This is a genomic window from Leucobacter rhizosphaerae (assembly GCF_022919175.1).
GTDB lineage: Bacteria > Actinomycetota > Actinomycetes > Actinomycetales > Microbacteriaceae > Leucobacter > Leucobacter rhizosphaerae.
Genome location: NZ_CP095043.1, coordinates 3,324,786 through 3,337,834 on the forward strand (window position 1 = coordinate 3,324,786; position 13,049 = coordinate 3,337,834).

Annotated in this window: 19 protein-coding genes; 15 read left to right on the plus strand and 4 right to left on the minus strand. The window is 64.4% G+C overall.

Translation table 11 applies throughout. From position 1 onward, the window contains the following. The first annotated feature begins 25 nt into the window (after positions 1 to 25). The 10 genes from MUN76_RS15380 (at position 26) to MUN76_RS15425 (ending at position 6,954) form a co-directional block, all read left to right on the plus strand. Entirely contained in the window at positions 26 to 538 is a 513-nt protein-coding gene (locus tag MUN76_RS15380) for a hypothetical protein (protein WP_244685982.1), read from the plus strand. Positions 539 to 548: 10 nt separating this feature from the next. Further along, positions 549 to 1,574: a hypothetical protein gene (locus MUN76_RS15385; RefSeq protein WP_244685984.1), complete on the plus strand. Its 1,026-nt coding sequence runs from the start codon at positions 549 to 551 to the stop codon at positions 1,572 to 1,574. Positions 1,575 to 1,583: 9 nt separating this feature from the next. Continuing rightward, positions 1,584 to 2,858, plus strand: coding sequence for a hypothetical protein (locus MUN76_RS15390; RefSeq protein WP_244685986.1), 1,275 nt, complete (start codon positions 1,584 to 1,586; stop codon positions 2,856 to 2,858). After that, the gene (locus MUN76_RS15395) at positions 2,855 to 4,567 is read left to right on the plus strand and encodes a hypothetical protein (protein WP_244685987.1); all 1,713 of its coding nucleotides are present in this window, start codon (positions 2,855 to 2,857) and stop codon (positions 4,565 to 4,567) included. Before MUN76_RS15390 ends, MUN76_RS15395 begins: the two co-directional genes overlap by 4 nt. A gap of 11 nt (positions 4,568 to 4,578) precedes the next feature. After that, positions 4,579 to 4,836, plus strand: coding sequence for a hypothetical protein (locus tag MUN76_RS15400; RefSeq protein ID WP_244685989.1), 258 nt, complete (start codon positions 4,579 to 4,581; stop codon positions 4,834 to 4,836). Positions 4,837 to 4,865: 29 nt separating this feature from the next. Further along, the gene (locus tag MUN76_RS15405) at positions 4,866 to 5,567 is read left to right on the plus strand and encodes a hypothetical protein (protein WP_244685991.1); all 702 of its coding nucleotides are present in this window, start codon (positions 4,866 to 4,868) and stop codon (positions 5,565 to 5,567) included. Further along, positions 5,560 to 5,982: a hypothetical protein gene (locus tag MUN76_RS15410; RefSeq protein ID WP_244685993.1), complete on the plus strand. Its 423-nt coding sequence runs from the start codon at positions 5,560 to 5,562 to the stop codon at positions 5,980 to 5,982. The genes MUN76_RS15405 and MUN76_RS15410 overlap by 8 nt, the downstream gene beginning before the upstream one ends. Continuing rightward, the gene (locus MUN76_RS15415) at positions 5,979 to 6,314 is read left to right on the plus strand and encodes a hypothetical protein (protein WP_244685995.1); all 336 of its coding nucleotides are present in this window, start codon (positions 5,979 to 5,981) and stop codon (positions 6,312 to 6,314) included. The genes MUN76_RS15410 and MUN76_RS15415 overlap by 4 nt, the downstream gene beginning before the upstream one ends. Positions 6,315 to 6,634: 320 nt before the next feature. Next, entirely contained in the window at positions 6,635 to 6,781 is a 147-nt protein-coding gene (locus MUN76_RS15420; RefSeq protein ID WP_244685997.1) for a hypothetical protein, read from the plus strand. Further along, positions 6,778 to 6,954 carry an XRE family transcriptional regulator gene (locus MUN76_RS15425; RefSeq protein WP_244685999.1) on the plus strand — a complete coding sequence of 59 codons (177 nt, stop codon included), beginning with the start codon at positions 6,778 to 6,780 and terminating at the stop codon, positions 6,952 to 6,954. Before MUN76_RS15420 ends, MUN76_RS15425 begins: the two co-directional genes overlap by 4 nt. Before the next feature lie 51 nt (positions 6,955 to 7,005). On the opposite strand, the gene MUN76_RS15430 is transcribed toward MUN76_RS15425, so the two are convergent. Beyond that, on the minus strand, positions 7,006 to 7,263 hold the full coding sequence (locus tag MUN76_RS15430; RefSeq protein WP_244686000.1) for a hypothetical protein: 258 nt from the start codon (positions 7,261 to 7,263) through the stop codon (positions 7,006 to 7,008). Between the two features lie 114 nt (positions 7,264 to 7,377). On the opposite strand from MUN76_RS15430, the gene MUN76_RS15435 reads away from it, so the two are divergent. Continuing rightward, the gene (locus MUN76_RS15435; protein ID WP_244686002.1) at positions 7,378 to 8,163 is read left to right on the plus strand and encodes a DUF3800 domain-containing protein; all 786 of its coding nucleotides are present in this window, start codon (positions 7,378 to 7,380) and stop codon (positions 8,161 to 8,163) included. A 244-nt stretch (positions 8,164 to 8,407) separates the two neighbouring features. Here MUN76_RS15435 and MUN76_RS15440 read toward each other — a convergent pair whose 3' ends face one another. Then, positions 8,408 to 8,569 carry a helix-turn-helix domain-containing protein gene (locus tag MUN76_RS15440; RefSeq protein ID WP_244686003.1) on the minus strand — a complete coding sequence of 54 codons (162 nt, stop codon included), beginning with the start codon at positions 8,567 to 8,569 and terminating at the stop codon, positions 8,408 to 8,410. Next, entirely contained in the window at positions 8,559 to 8,735 is a 177-nt protein-coding gene (locus tag MUN76_RS15445; protein WP_244686005.1) for a hypothetical protein, read from the minus strand. Before MUN76_RS15445 ends, MUN76_RS15440 begins: the two co-directional genes overlap by 11 nt. Before the next feature lie 271 nt (positions 8,736 to 9,006). Here MUN76_RS15445 and MUN76_RS15450 point away from each other — a divergent pair, with 271 nt between their 5' ends. Beyond that, entirely contained in the window at positions 9,007 to 9,348 is a 342-nt protein-coding gene (locus MUN76_RS15450) for a hypothetical protein (RefSeq protein ID WP_244686007.1), read from the plus strand. 72 nt (positions 9,349 to 9,420) lie between these two features. On the opposite strand, the gene MUN76_RS15455 is transcribed toward MUN76_RS15450, so the two are convergent. Beyond that, positions 9,421 to 9,795: a hypothetical protein gene (locus MUN76_RS15455; RefSeq protein WP_244686009.1), complete on the minus strand. Its 375-nt coding sequence runs from the start codon at positions 9,793 to 9,795 to the stop codon at positions 9,421 to 9,423. Between the two features lie 52 nt (positions 9,796 to 9,847). Between MUN76_RS15455 and MUN76_RS15460 the strand changes: the two genes are divergently transcribed. The 3 genes from MUN76_RS15460 (at position 9,848) to MUN76_RS15470 (ending at position 13,047) form a co-directional block, all read left to right on the plus strand. Next, a complete protein-coding gene (locus MUN76_RS15460; RefSeq protein WP_244686010.1) occupies positions 9,848 to 11,101 on the plus strand; it encodes an alanine racemase in 1,254 nt (417 codons plus the stop codon). Next, the gene (locus tag MUN76_RS15465) at positions 11,089 to 12,402 is read left to right on the plus strand and encodes a D-arabinono-1,4-lactone oxidase (protein ID WP_429952908.1); all 1,314 of its coding nucleotides are present in this window, start codon (positions 11,089 to 11,091) and stop codon (positions 12,400 to 12,402) included. The genes MUN76_RS15460 and MUN76_RS15465 overlap by 13 nt, the downstream gene beginning before the upstream one ends. A 75-nt stretch (positions 12,403 to 12,477) precedes the next feature. Further along, entirely contained in the window at positions 12,478 to 13,047 is a 570-nt protein-coding gene (locus MUN76_RS15470) for a LemA family protein (RefSeq protein WP_244686014.1), read from the plus strand. Positions 13,048 to 13,049 lie beyond the last annotated feature (2 nt).

Here is a 13,049-nt window from a genome sequence, read left to right on the forward strand (position 1 = left end):
GCGGCCGCGCCCGCTGTCTCCGGACATGCAGTACCGGCTGTTCGATACGGCCCGTGCTGAGCTTGTATTCGAGGCGGTTGATGATCTTTGGTACGGGCCGGAACAGGTCACGGAGATCTCGTTTGTGCCGCCTGTGTCCGGGGGGCTTGAGTTCCCGGCGATGGCTCCGTTCACGTTCGATTCTGGGCCGACCGTCCGAAACGGTGCGGTCACTGTTGAGGGTGATGTCGCGGCATGGCCGGTGTTCGAGATCCAGGGGCCTGTTGATGATCCGGAGATCGACATCGTTGGCGTTGGGCGGCTGATCTTCAGGACGTCGTTGGCGTGGGATCAGACGCTGACTGTGGATACGCGGTCTTGGGCTCGGTGGGTGAAGCGTGACGGGGACGCGTTGCCGGGGGCGTTGTCGTCGTCGGGTGCGCGGCTGTCGGATGTGTCGTTGCTGCCTGGTTCGTACACGGTGCTTTTACGCGGGTATGACACGACTGGGACGGCGAAGTTGCGGGTGCTTGTTCGGCCTGCTTTCACGAGTTTTTAGGGAGTTTCGCATGGGCGATTTTGATGTTCCTTTTGTGATCGACAAGGCGAAGCATTCGGCGCGTTTGTTTCGGCGGCAGGCCCAGAAGGAGGCTGGCGCGGGTACGGGTGTTGACCGTCCGGGTGATCTGAAGGTGCAGGCGTTGAGCACGCCAGGCGCTGGGTTCCGGGTTGCTCCGGGTGGTGCGACGGTCCAGTCTCGGGATACTGCGTCGACTGACCGGGAATCGTATGGGCCGGTGCTTTCCGTGGAGAAGACTCTGACGGGAGTGCCGGGCACTGGGTCTGGTTCGGGGCGACGGGATCTGGTGATTATTGAGATCACTGATCCTGAGATCGGGTCGGTGACGTACCCGCCTCCGCCCGATCCGGTGGGCACTGGCGGTTGGCTGGACGGGGACAATTTCTGCCGGGTGACGATCATTCAGAACGTCGATTCGTTGGTGCCGGTTGCTCAGCGCCCGGTGCGCTCCTTGAATCAGATCACGTCTGGGGCGTACGCGAACGTGACCGGTGTGACCTTGGCGGCGATCACGTACCCGGCTTCTACGTCGACTGTCACGAACGCGATGATCGAGGATCTGCGCGTGGTGCATTCGCCACTGTCGGTGCTCCAACCGGATCTGGTGTCTTTCGGCGGGACCGTGGCGCTGACTGGCACGTCGGAGATCGTGTGGCCGGCAGCGTCGCAGCAGATCCGCATCCCGGAGCGTGCGAATGAGCTCACCGTGATGGCGAGTCTTCTGGGCATGCTGGTGACGGTCAACTGGGTGGGTGTGGAGTTCCGGTTGCGTTTGGGCAACACAGGGTCATTCATCTACTCGGATGCCACAGGGCTGACAACGGACACCACTTCGGGTGGCACCGAGCGTGTCGACAAGGTTGTGCCGATGCGGGTGCAGATCCCGGCCGCGATGCGCGGCACCACGCAACCGCTCGTGATCCTCGCGAAGAAAACGGGTGGGACGGGCACGCTGTCGGTGACGAACCGCACGGTGGTGAAGTTCGATTCGACCCTCGCGGAGACAACTGTTTAGGGGGTGGTCATGCTTCGCTACATTGTTGAGCGGATCGCGGATGGGGAGTTCCTTGATTTGGAGCTCCCCATCACTGTTTCCGGGGCGGGGGTGGCGGTTAATGGGCCGGGCTCGTTGTCGGGGACGGTTGCCCCTGATGTGGGCGGGTTGCGTGACGATGCCGGTGTTCTGATTATTGACCCGTACGCGACGCTCATTCATGAGGAAGCGGATGGGGTGATCCGCGGCACGTGGCTTGTTACCCGGTCTGAGCTTGATGGGGCTGTGTGGTCTGTTGAGGGTGCCGGGTTCTCGAGCTTCTTCCGGGACCGCCCGTACGAGGGTGAGTACCGGGGTGTGCAGGTTGATCCTGTTGCGGTGGCCCGTCATGTGGTGACGCACGCACAGTCGTTCGTGTCTGCTGATCTTGGTGTGACGGTGGTGGGGTCTTCCACTGTGAAGGTCGGGTCGACGTCGGATAATGCGGAGATCGCGGCTCAGGCTGCGGCGGATGCTGCGAAGGCTGCGGTGGAGTCCACGAAGGCCGCTCTGGAGGCTGCACGGGCTGCGGCGAAGGCTGACCCGTCCCCGGCGAATAAAGCTGTGGTGGAGACGCGGAAGGCTGCGGCGGATGCTGCGGCGGCGACGAAGAAGACCCGCGATGAGGCGTTGAAGGTCGCGAAGGAGACTGTCCGTGAGGATGGTGGGGCGTGGAAGATTCTGTGGTGGGACACCCCGGATTGTTTCCAGGCCATGCAGGAAGCTGTCGATGCTGCGGGCATGGAGTGGGTGGAGTGGTCGGGCTGGAATAGCGACCGCACCGCCATCCTGAAGGAGATCCGCGTTGTGCCGCGCGTGGGGCGCAAACAGGACGGTCTGCAGTTCGTTGAGGGCGACAACATCGTGGAAACGGTGGTCGTTGAGGACGACGCCGACTTGTACGCGAACAAGGTCATCGCGATTGGTGCTGGTGAGGGGCGTGACGCGCTCCGGGTGACGATCCCTGGCAGTGACAACCGGCGCAGCAAGCCACATGTGCTGGACGCAAAGAACGTCACGAAGCTGTCTGTGCTCGAAAGGATGGCTCGTGCCGAACTCGATGCACGTATGCGCCGTCTGAGGGTCGATGCGATCCGTGTGGACGCGTCGCACCCGAACGCAGAACGGGGCACGTTCGGTGTCGGGGACACAATCCTTGTCGATGCTGAGGTGGGTTGGATCGGCCGTCAACGGTTGTGGCAGCGCATCGAGGAGATCGAGTGGGTGGGTCTTGATGTGTGCGATTTGATGTTGGGGGACGCATGATTTCTTTGCAGCGTAAGCGCCTCCTGAAGCGTCAGGCTGTGTCGGGTGTGGCTGCGGTTCGGAAGACTGAAGCGGTTTCGCGGACGACGCAGGTGGCGCATTCGACGGTCGCTGTGGGCGACGCGGATGTGCCCGTGGTCGACGTTGCTGCGGACGCTACTTCGGTGGCAGCTGACATGCCTGGCGTGCAGGATGACGTGGCTCAGGCAGCGACGGACGCTTATGACGCATCCATGAATGTCGGCGAAGCGCTCGATGCGGCTGAGCAGGCCGCGGTTGAGGCAGCGGCTGCGACTGAGACGGCGTTGGGGTTTGCCCGGTATTCGCAGATCGACGGTGGTTCGATCGTGCCCCCGCTGCCGGGGGATGGGCCGCGCGTTGGTGCGGAGCTTGTGCGTATCGACGTCGACCAGCACCCGTACCAGGTGGACGTGTGGAACGGCACCGCGTGGGCGAAGTCGCAGATCCTCGCAGACCAGATCCTCGTGCTTGGTGAGGACGGGACGGTGCAGATCGAGAACGGTCGTATCGTCTCTCCGACTGTCATCGGCGGCGAGTTCTACGGCAACTCGTTCGAGGGTTCCGAGTTTCGTCTCGCGACCGTCATCAGCGAAACCGAGACACTGTTCGACGGTTGCGAGGTGGTCGGGTCGTGGACTGCGAGGTCCAACAACCCAACACCTCTCACGCGCACGACCGCGCAGAAGAAGTCGGGAACGTATTCCCTCCTTGGTGCGACTGTTGCGGGTGCGCCTAATTACCGGTGGGGGCGTCGCCCGGTGCCCGCGATGGCATTTCCTCGCGGAGGGTACTGTTCCGTTTGGGTCCGATCTACAGTCGCAACTAGCGTTACTATCTCGGCGCACCCTGCGGCTCGCACCCTCCCGATCGCGGCGAACGTATGGACTGAGGTTCGTGGCGAGATCCCTGCAGGCGCATCGCCAACGAATTTCGAACTCTATTCTGCGCAGTCGTCAGGTACGGGCACCCTGTATATCGATGAGCTCCGGTTTGTGTCTTACGGGTCGCTTGACGGCGGCGCAAGCATTCTGCGCGACGGTACGGGGCGGGCGATTGTCCGCAGTCTCGCTCCGGATTCATCCGCTGCGACGCTAGAGGATGGACAGTCGCGTGTGGCGCGAGGTGCCGCGTCCATCGTTGCCCGAGTGCAGGATGTCTCTGGGGCTCTTCGGCCAGTTCAAGTGTTGGAGGGGCCGACCAGCCTCGGCGGTCAGGCATTCCTGGAGACGTCGGCCGGGGTCGGTGGCGCACAGTTAAGTCTTTCGTCCTCTGACTCGACGCTCCCGGTCCCGTCTTCACTCCAGTTCGGTCTAGATAACAGTGTCACGGTGTTCGCGGCGTCCAGGGTCCTGCTCAATTCGCCATCCGTCAGGTTTGCGGGCGACATCGACTGGGTTTACCCGACGCTGCTTCATGGCACGAACCTTGCGGGCAATCCGTTCGGGTACAGGCGGGTGGCGGGAAAGATTGAGTTCCGCGGCCGTGTCGGGTACATGACTGCACTCACGCCGATCTTCCGCATGCCGGCGGGCTACAGGATCGATGGTGGTGCCGACAACGTGTTTGTGCTCGACTCTGGCGGGGTCAACCGTTTCAATGTTCGCTCGGATGGCTACTTGCAGAGCCAGACGGGCGGCGACAACAACGTTTCGTTCGCCCAGCTGACCTATCCAGTTGCGGCGGCTTAGGGGGAGTTCTCATGTCATTTCTGAATCAGGCGAAGCTTGCGCAGGACAAGATCCTGCTGGCTCGTGTTGCGGCCTGTGCGGCGATCATGGGCATCACGAATCCGGAAGGGATCGTGCGTGCCCGCATCTGGGAGTTCTCGGCGCAGAACGGCTGGAACGACGCCTACTCTGCATCCACGGCGGACGAACCCGGCGCTGATGAGTCGGCGGTCACGGATGCGATGATCCTCGAGGCCGTCACCAACCTTCTCGCGGAAGGGGGTGCGTGATGGGGTGGAAAGCTCTCGTGCCCCCGAGGTTGGGCACGCAGGATCTCGCGGGCCGGTGTTTGCCGTTCGCGCAGTCGTTCTTCGGTGCACCGATCCGATACGACTACGCGTTCCAGGCGTGGGAAGCGACACAGCACAAGGGTGGCGTGAATGACCCCCTGCCGGACGTTCCGGTGCTGCTGTGGTTCTCCCACATCGGCCGCTACTACTCCCATTCGAAGGGCGTGTGGGAAACAGTCAATGCCGGCCACGTGACGATCCACGTTCCGGGTGACGCGATCTACAGCAGCCCGACGAGCGGGTACGGGTCGCAGCGGTTCGCGACGATCCGAGAGATCGAACAGGCATTCAACGCGACCTACGTGGGTTGGTCGCTCGATATCAACGGGCTGCTCGTGGCTGCCTGGGAAGAGGACGACGACATGTATTCAGACGATGACCGGACCCGCGATAATCAGGTCGCGAGGGACGTCAAGGGGATCCGGGAAACTGTCGCGGAGATCAAGGAGACGCTCGAGCGGTTCCCCGCGGTGGATGACGCGATCTTCAAGAAGACCAAGACGTCGTTCGGCACGCCGGGCGGTCTGCTTCTGCAGGCGAAGCGAACGGATGATGCCCTGTTCAAGGACACTGAGACGAGCTTCGGCACCCCGGGCGGTGTGCTGAAGACGCTGCGCGTCGTGCTCGACAAGCTCGATGAGATCAGCGGCGGTAAGGCTGGCGGTGAGTGAGGACCAGCTGGCGCGCGTCTTCGGTGACGTGACGATCGTGCAGGGCGTCCTGTGGCTGGTCGCTCTCGGCGCGCTCTGGGCCATCGCTGCGAAGTTCGACTGGTGGGGGAGACTCAAGCGGTTCATCGCGACGATCGACGCTCTCGCGGTGCTGCCCGCGAAGCTGGCGTTGCTTGATGAGATCCACCACGAGGTGCGACCGAACACGGGCACCTCGTTGAACGATGCGGTGCGCCGTGTGGAGGCGGTCCAGCAGCAGCAGACGATCCAGTTGAACCAGCAGGACATGAAGCTCGAGGAGCAGTCGGAGAAGCTGACTGGCCTGCAGGAGCTCATGGAGTCCGGTGACGCGGAGCTCAACACGCGTGTCAGCGACATTGAGAACACGATGAACCCCGGAAGGGATAAGCAATGACGAAACAGAAGTCTGATGCCACGGTCGCCGCGGTGCGCACGATCGTTCCGGCGCTCATCGGTGTCGCGCTCGCGCGCCTCATCGCTGGGGTGCCCGCGGTCGCTGAAGTGCTGTCGTGGGTCGACCAGTTCATCAAGGATGTGGCCGAGGCTGGTGGTGTGCCGCTCATCGGTGTGACCGCTGTGTGGCTCATCCAGGCCGCGCTCACCGCCCTGGTGATCTGGGCCTGGTACGCGCTCGCCCGTGCGCTGGGTGACCGATGGCCGTCCGCTGAGAAGTGGATGCTCGGCTCCGAGGCTCGCCCGCATTACGTCGCGCGCTACGCCTCCTGATCCAGGATCCTTCACGCCCCCTTGTTCTAGCCTTCGGGCCGGAATGAGGGGGCACTTTTCTTGTTTTACCTGTTGCTAATACACATGAACGTATGTATACTGGTATTACCAACAAGGAAGGAGGAAACGTGGAAGATATGATCGACAGCCTGGCAAGACTCCTCACCGGAGTCGCCGCGGTAATCGCTTCAGTAGCAGCCCTGATCAAGGTCTGGCCCCGGAAGCGGAAACGCAAGAAGTAGCCAGGCGGGGCCGGGATTGGAGTAGCCACTACTTACTCCAAGACCGGCCCACAGGTCGATCATCCCACGGGAGACACAATGAACGCACTGCACTACATCGCTTTCGCGCTGATGCTGATCGTCGCCGCGATCACGATCCAGCCCGCACCATGGGCTGCCGCGCTTGCGGTCATCGCCGGCATCCTGACGATCGTCCCGACGTTCAAACGGAAGACCGACCGATGATTAAGTACCTCGGCCGGTCTGAGTTCGCCGCACACATCGGTGTCGCGGTCGGCACCCTATCCCGGTACACGCTGCCCGAGCCCGACGCGATGATCGGGCGCACCCAGGGGTGGCTGGTCGAAACCATTGATGCCTGGAACGCGTCACGCCCCGGGAAGGGCAACTGGAAGTAACCGACTGAGCCCCCATCTGACCTTCGGGTTGGGTGGGGGTTCTTTCGTCGTTTACCGGCCACGCGGCGGCAACGGCGGTGTGACACCCTGATTCGACGGCCACGGCACCGCCTTCTCCGCCTCACCAAGCGTCTTGTGAATCCCGACCATGCGCCGCTTTGCCGGGTCCGCATCCCACGTCATCAACAAGTACCGGTCCTCCCCGGTGGTGTCGGTCATCTTATGCACGACCGCTTTCGGGTGCTGCGGGAACTCGCGCAGAATCAGCCAGGTGCACGCGTCAACGATGATCGTGTTGCTGCGGTACACGGCTGGCCCCCATTCGAAAGTATGTTCGAATAGGGTACCTGGCGACGGGGCGCATTTGCCAGGGCGGGCCCAGGGTCCAAAACATGTGAAATAGGTCCGCTATCTTTGGGAGTTATGGCAGACCCATCGAAACAGCGCGGCAGGCTTCCACGGCGCGACTTTCGAAACAAACTCAAACGGGATCATCCGAGCGGGCTAATCCTCCTTGACGAGACTGGAGCGATATCGCAGGACCGCTACTTCGCGGTTGGCATCGTCACTCTTGACGAGCCTGCCCGCACACTCAGGCGGATTCAGACGCTCCGGGACAAGAAGCACTATTACAAGGAATTCAAGTTCTCTGCGACTACCAAGGACACGATCGACCTGCATCGTAGATTTGTCGAGGTCGCGGTCGAAGAGGGTGGCCTAAAGTTCGCGTCTTTCATCGCCGATCGTGAAGTGGCGGACCCTGTGGCGCGATTCGGAAATCACTGGGATGCCTACGGGAAAATGGCAGAGCAACTCCTGTTAGGAGCGGTTCGGTTTCCAATGGTGTACTCGGTACTCGCCGACAATTACTCATCGCCTGGAGAAGTCCGATTCGAAGAGGACCTGAAGGCTGCAGTGAACAAGAGGCTCAACAGGCTCGGGATTACCACCGTCGTTCGTCTCGATTCCAAGTCGACAGATGGCCTGCAGCTGGTTGACATGCTTACATCCTCGATAGCGTTCGAATTCCGCGCTGAGGCGGGTCTGGCAACGCACACATCTCCCAAGGGGAAGCTTGCACGACATGTTCGCGATTTGATGCAAGTAGAGTCATGCATCGGTGGGAACAAATCTGAAATGCTAAATGTGCGGGAGTACGAGCACGACAACTGGGCGGCGACTGGGACTGTCACAACTGCGGCAGTGTGAAACTAGAGATATTTCACTTTCGAGCGTATTGTTTGTTGTAGGGCGTGGGCCACTGGTCTATAGCCCTTTCGTGAAGGCGGTCACACTGTGGCCGCTTTCTTCTTTTATCGAGCGCGGTGTTGCGCTTCCGTGTACGAAGTTAACATGGTGCTCAGTGGTGCGTTAACTTATCTCCCACCGTCAAATGTGGCACGAGGGCGCCTCCCGTGCCACCCATTCAACGCGATGAGTCTCTTCCGTGCCGCTAGCGGTCCGCCGACGAGTTGGCGCGTATCTGTTCGATGAGTGCCCGCGTCTCGGCGCTCTTCACGATCTGCCCAACCCGCGACGTCGACAGTCCCACCTCGGCCGCGATCTGCGCGTACGTGAGCCCCACCGCCCGGAGCTCGAGGATCCTACTCTTCACGGAACCACGCCAGCAGCACCGCACTATCCGGGATCACACACGCAGCCTTCGCAGACACCCAATCAGGGCCCTCGCCAACCACCTCGGCAGACTCGAACATCGACCCGTCGAGTTCATGCTTCGGGATGTGGGCGGCATCGGGGAAGAAGCGGGCGCGAGCGAACATAGGGACAGGGTATCGGGTCGGCGTTTACTCGGCGTTTTGGCGTCAGATTTCAGTATTTACTTCCGATTACCCACGTCTACTATTCAGTGGAAATGCCTGATGAGGTGCCGTATATGCGCGACCCAAGTAACTCACGGTAGGCCAAAACCTCAATCGGTTCAGTCTGGGTTCGAGTCCCAGTGGGGGGACTGTGCTGGCCCCTCGCGCCCGTGCTGGCCCCTCACGCCCGTGCTGGCAGCCGACATCATGGGGATCGCGGTACGGTGTGATCATGAGCGCACCACCGGCCCCTACGACGCACCGACGTGGTCGGAGGAGCGGGTTTCCTCTGCTCGTCTGGGGCATCGCGCTCAATGCGGTCGCGCTCGTCGGGTGGACCCTGGGCGGTATGGCAGAGCCGGGCTCCACACCCCAGACCGTGAGCTTCATTGCCTCGGTGTTCGTGCAGGTCGCCGCAGTCTCGTGCATCGGGGCGGCGACGGTGGTCGGCATCATCGGGCTGACTCGCAAGGCACGCCCGATCGTGTGGCCCGTCCTCAGCGTGCTATCGATCCCGATCGCACTGGCCGTCTGGTTCCCCATGGTCGTCGTGGTGTGGATCCTGGTCGGTTGAGACCACACGGAACGCACGGATCACACGAACCATCCGGATCACCCAGTAGCCCCAGCGGCAGCACCCACCTGCCTACTCGAAGGTGAAGTCCTCGCCGCGCCGGGTCCCGGCTCCGCGGAGGTCGTTCTGCACGTCGAGCTCGAGCGACGCGGAGAGGTAGCCGAGCTCGGTGATCTCGTCCGACGCCGCGGCGAGTGTGCCCGACAGCGTGGCGAGCTCCTCCGCGAGGGATCCGGAGCCGCTCTCGGCGGGGCCGGGGGCGGTGACTCCCGCACGGGCTACACTACGGGGGTGGTGTTCGCGAAGGTCCTCCTCGTGGTGGTGATCCTGCTCACCATCGCGCTCGCCCTGACCCTTCGCGTCCGAGCGTGGAAGCTGCAGCGGGAGCGGCGCCGGGCCCAATGGCGGGCGGACCTCGATCGGGATCTCCGGGAGTAGCCTCGGCACACACCCTTCGTGGATCGCCCCGCGATCCCCGGGTCCGTCATACACTTCGGGTATGGCACTCGATCTCACCGGTTCCGATCTCCGGACGCGTGCGGAGCGCGAGCCCTGGATCGATGCGGCGTCGTACTGGGGCGCATTCACCGCGGCTACGAGGGATCGACCCGCGCCGGTCGTCGCGCTCAGCGTCGAGGCACTGCGTCGCAACGCCGACGACCTCGCGCGGCGGGCGGGCGGGATCCCGATCCGCATCGCGAGCAAGTCGGTGCGGTCGCGGGGAGTGCTCGATGCCGTGCTCGCCCTGCCCGGGTTCCGCGGGGTGCTCGCTTACACTCTCGCGGAGGCGCTCTGGCTCGCCGAGACCATCGACGACGTGGTGGTGGGGTACCCCACTGCGGATCGGGCGGCCCTGCGCTCGCTCGCCGGAGACGCGGCGCTGGCTGCGCGGGTGACCGTGATGGTCGACAGCCGCGAGCATCTCGACCTCATCGACGCCGCGGTCGCACCGGGCGACCGTCACTCGATGCGCGTGTGCCTCGACCTCGATGCGTCCTGGCGGTCGCGGCTCCTCGGTCACGTCGGCGTGCGCCGCTCGGCACTGCACCGGCCGGAGGAGCTCCGCGACCTTGCGGTCGAGGTGCTGCGGCGACCGGGGTTCACCCTCGTCGGTGTCATGGCGTACGAGGCCCAGATCGCGGGGGTGGGGGATCGGCCCTCGGACGCCCCCGGATCCGGCGCACTCGTGCGGGCGATGCAGCGGGTAAGCGGTACGGAGCTCGCCGAGCGACGCGCCGCCGCGATCGCAGCCGTACGGGCCATCGCCGAGCTGGAGTTCGTGAACGGCGGCGGCACCGGATCGGTGGAGCGCACCGCCGCCGAGCCATCCATCACCGAGATCGCCGCCGGCAGCGGGCTGTTCGGACCGCACCTCTTCGATCACTACACCTCCTTCGATGTCGCACCGGCGCTCGCGTTCGCACTCGACGTGGTGCGGAAGCCGACCACGGATCGCGCGGTGCTGCTCGGCGGGGGCTGGATCGCGTCGGGCCCGGCGGCTCCGGACCGGGCGCCGCTGCCCGTCTGGCCGCCGGGGCTGCGAACCGAGCCGCGAGAGGGTGCCGGCGAGGTGCAGACGCCCCTGCGTGGTGACGCGGCGCGGGCACTGAGCGTCGGCGACCGCGTCTGGCTGCGGCACACGAAGGCGGGGGAGCCGCTGGAGCACACGCACGAGATCATCCCGGTCACCGCCGACGGCGTCGCGCTCGACGGACTCCCGAGCTATCGCGGCGAGGGGCGGTGCTTCCTGTGAGCAGACGCTGGCGCAACTGGGCGGGCACCGAGTCGTCGCGCCCGGTGCTGAGCATCGCCCCGCGCAGCACCGACCAGATCGTGCTCGCCGTGCAGCGCGCTCGGGAAACGGGCCACGCCGTGAAGCCGATCGGGGCCTCGCACAGCTTCACCGGGATCGGGGCGACCGACGGGATCCGGATCGACCTCAGCCGGCTGCGCGGCCTCGTGTCGGCCGACCTCGACCGCGGTCGTGTCACGCTCTGGGGCGGCACGCACCTGTGGGAGCTGCCCGGGATCCTCACCCCGCTCGGTCTCGCCCTGCACAACATGGGCGATATCGACCGGCAGACCATCACGGGCGCGACGCAGACCGGCACACACGGCACCGGAGCCGCGCTCGGCGGCCTCGCGACGAGTGTGGTCGGGGCCACCCTGGTGACGGGCACCGGTGAACTCCTGACCGTCAGCGAGCACGAGCACCCCGAGTTGCTGCCCGCGGTGGCTCTCGGTCTCGGTGCCCTGGGGGTGGTGGTCTCCGTCACGCTGCAGTGCGTGCCGCGGTATCTGCTGCAGGCCGACGAGCGCTCGGCTCCGCTCGAGGAGGTGCTCGACGAGTTCCCCCGGCGATCCCGAGCCGCGGACCACTTCGAGTTCTTCTGGTTCCCGCACACCCGCACGGTGCGCACGAAGACCAACACGCACCGGCCGCTCGACGCGGGCAATGATCCGCTGGGTCGAGGCGCGCGCTTCCTCGACGAGGAGGTCGCGAACAACCTCGCGTTCGGACTCTGCGCCGCGGTCGGCAGCGTCGCTCCGGTGCTGACGCCCCCGATCAATCGGGTGATCGAGTCGGTGTCGAGCTCTCGAAACTACCGGGACGAGTGGCACCGGGTGTACGTCACGCATCGGCGCGTGCGGTTCCGGGAGATGGAGTACGCGGTGCCGCTCGACGCGGTCGCCGACGTCGTGCGGGATCTCCGCGACCTCATCGAGCGAGGTGGACACCGGGTCTCCTTCCCGATCGAGGTGCGCTCGGCCGCCGCCGACGGGCTCCTCCTCTCCACCGCCCACGGCCGGGAGTCGGGTTACGTCGCCGTGCACCGGTTCGCGGGGGATCGGGATCGGCGCTACTTCCGGGAGGCGGAGGCGGTCCTCGCGGCCCACGACGGACGGCCGCACTGGGGCAAGATGCACACGCAGACCGCGGATACCCTGCGGCCGCGGTACCCGGCGTTCGACGCCTTCCTGGCGATTCGGGATCGGCTCGATCCCGACCGTGTCTTCGCGAATCCGTACGTGGAGCGAGTGCTCGGCGCCTGATCCGTTCGTGACTGACCCGCGGTTCCTCGCCGAATACCCAGCCGGAACCGGGCGGCGCTCGGATAGGATGCAAGCATGTCTGGTGGATTGATTGCCGCGCTGATCGCGGTCGGAGTTCTGGTCGTGCTGGTCGGCTACGTCTGGGTGACGTACAACTCGCTCGTCACGCTGCGCGTGCGCGTCGACGAGGCGTGGAGCGACATCACGGTGCAGCTCAAGCGTCGTGCCGATCTGATCCCGTCGCTCATCGAGACGGTGAAGGGCTACGCAGCGCACGAGAAGGGCGTCTTCGAGGCGGTGACCGCGGCGCGAGCCGAGACGATCTCCGCGCAGGGCCCCGCCGAGGCATCGGTCGCGGAGAACCACATGCAGCAGGCGCTGAAGAGCATCTTCGCGGTCGCCGAGGCGTACCCGCAGCTGCAGGCCAGCCAGAACTTCCTCCAGCTGCAGAGCGAGCTGGTCGACACCGAGAACAAGATCCAGGCCTCGCGCCGGTTCTACAACGGCGGGGTGCGCGAGTACAACACCAAGATCCAGATCTTCCCGAACACGATCTTCGTGCGCGGCATGGGGTTCACGGAGCGCGAGTTCTTCGAGGTCGAGGACGTGGCCGCGATCTCGGAGCCCCCGCGCATCCAGTTCTAGCG

Excerpts from the sequence above, each read along its gene's own strand:
- MUN76_RS15425 (WP_244685999.1), top strand. The coding sequence starts at position 6,778 with ATGATTAAGTACCTCGGCCGGTCTGAGTTCGCCGCACACATCGGTGTC.
- MUN76_RS15445 (WP_244686005.1), bottom strand. The coding sequence starts at position 8,735 with ATGTTCGCTCGCGCCCGCTTCTTCCCCGATGCCGCCCACATCCCGAAG.
- MUN76_RS15450 (WP_244686007.1), top strand. The coding sequence starts at position 9,007 with ATGAGCGCACCACCGGCCCCTACGACGCACCGACGTGGTCGGAGGAGC.
- MUN76_RS15415 (WP_244685995.1), top strand. The coding sequence starts at position 5,979 with ATGACGAAACAGAAGTCTGATGCCACGGTCGCCGCGGTGCGCACGATC.
- MUN76_RS15435 (WP_244686002.1), top strand. The coding sequence starts at position 7,378 with ATGGCAGACCCATCGAAACAGCGCGGCAGGCTTCCACGGCGCGACTTT.
- MUN76_RS15385 (WP_244685984.1), top strand. The coding sequence starts at position 549 with ATGGGCGATTTTGATGTTCCTTTTGTGATCGACAAGGCGAAGCATTCG.
- MUN76_RS15470 (WP_244686014.1), top strand. The coding sequence starts at position 12,478 with ATGTCTGGTGGATTGATTGCCGCGCTGATCGCGGTCGGAGTTCTGGTC.
- MUN76_RS15390 (WP_244685986.1), top strand. The coding sequence starts at position 1,584 with ATGCTTCGCTACATTGTTGAGCGGATCGCGGATGGGGAGTTCCTTGAT.
- MUN76_RS15420 (WP_244685997.1), top strand. The coding sequence starts at position 6,635 with ATGAACGCACTGCACTACATCGCTTTCGCGCTGATGCTGATCGTCGCC.
- MUN76_RS15395 (WP_244685987.1), top strand. The coding sequence starts at position 2,855 with ATGATTTCTTTGCAGCGTAAGCGCCTCCTGAAGCGTCAGGCTGTGTCG.
- MUN76_RS15380 (WP_244685982.1), top strand. The coding sequence starts at position 26 with ATGCAGTACCGGCTGTTCGATACGGCCCGTGCTGAGCTTGTATTCGAG.
- MUN76_RS15460 (WP_244686010.1), top strand. The coding sequence starts at position 9,848 with ATGGCACTCGATCTCACCGGTTCCGATCTCCGGACGCGTGCGGAGCGC.
- MUN76_RS15400 (WP_244685989.1), top strand. The coding sequence starts at position 4,579 with ATGTCATTTCTGAATCAGGCGAAGCTTGCGCAGGACAAGATCCTGCTG.